This is a genomic window from Serratia sp. HNCC26DJ206, assembly GCF_057180605.1.
The window spans coordinates 1-926 of the sequence record NZ_JBXUGP010000116.1 but is presented as its reverse complement, the minus strand read 5'-3'; the positions used below and the strand labels follow the sequence as shown (position 1 = coordinate 926).

At 48.1% G+C, this 926-nt stretch carries 1 protein-coding gene; it reads left to right on the top strand.

What is annotated here, in order from left to right; all coding sequences use genetic code 11:
* Positions 1 to 67: 67 nt before the first annotated feature.
* Positions 68 to 912 (top strand): IS5 family transposase gene (locus AC2A1E_RS24190; RefSeq protein ID WP_484385872.1). Its coding sequence is split into 2 segments (ribosomal slippage): positions 68 to 413 and positions 413 to 912, totalling 846 coding nucleotides; the frame shifts between segments, so codons are not numbered across the junction.
* The last annotated feature ends 14 nt before the right edge of the window (positions 913 to 926 follow it).

The following is a 926-nucleotide window of genomic DNA, read 5'->3' as shown; positions in this document are numbered from 1 at the left end:
TAGGCTGTGTCCCGTAATTATTTTTTGTACAATCCAACACCTATTTTAACCAGAAGAAGTCTTTTACGTGGCTCGTTACGATTTTCCCGATGACGCTTGGGCGCTGATTTCCCCCTTGTTGCCGCCTGAACGAAGCCTTTCTAAGGCCGGTCGTCCTTATCTTGAGCACAGGCAAGTGATGAATGGCATATTTTGGGTGCTGTGTTCAGGTGCTCCTTGGCGAGACCTGCCTGAACGTTATGGTCACTGGAAAACAATTTACAACCGGTTTAATCGGTGGTCCAAGGCTGGAATAATAAACTGTATTTTCAATAAATTACTTCAGATACTTGATGCGAAAATGTTGGTTGACTGGGAGGCTATCGCGTTGGATGGCAGTAACGTTCGGGCCCTGAAAGCCGCTGCGGGAGCTAAAAAAAACACCCCGATGAACTCAGCTGTCATGGGCTGGGTCGCTCTCGAGGCGGCTTTGGTACCAAAATCCATCTGGCGACAGATAGCACAGGATTACCGCTGAGTTTTTGCCTGAGTGGCGGACAAGCCCATGAGAGCAGATACGCGGAAACGTTGCTTGGCCGGGTTGGGATCATCCGACAAAGCGGGCACCTGAAATCGCGGCCTAAAGCGGTGCTGGCTGATAAGGGATACTCAAGTCAGGCATTGCGTAATCAACTGAGAACTAAAGGGATAAAAGCCGTTATCCCTTTTAAATCGAATGAAAAAGCCAGCCAGGATAAACGCCGGAAACTCGATACCCGATTGTACAAAAAACGTAACGTCGTTGAACGTTGCTTCGCCAAGCTTAAAGAACATCGCCGTATCGCTACCCGCTCGGAAAAGACAGCCAGAAATTACCTGAGCATGCTTAAATTAGGTGCCATTCGGTTGTTTTTAAAGCGATTGTCAAATTAAGGGACACAGCCTAG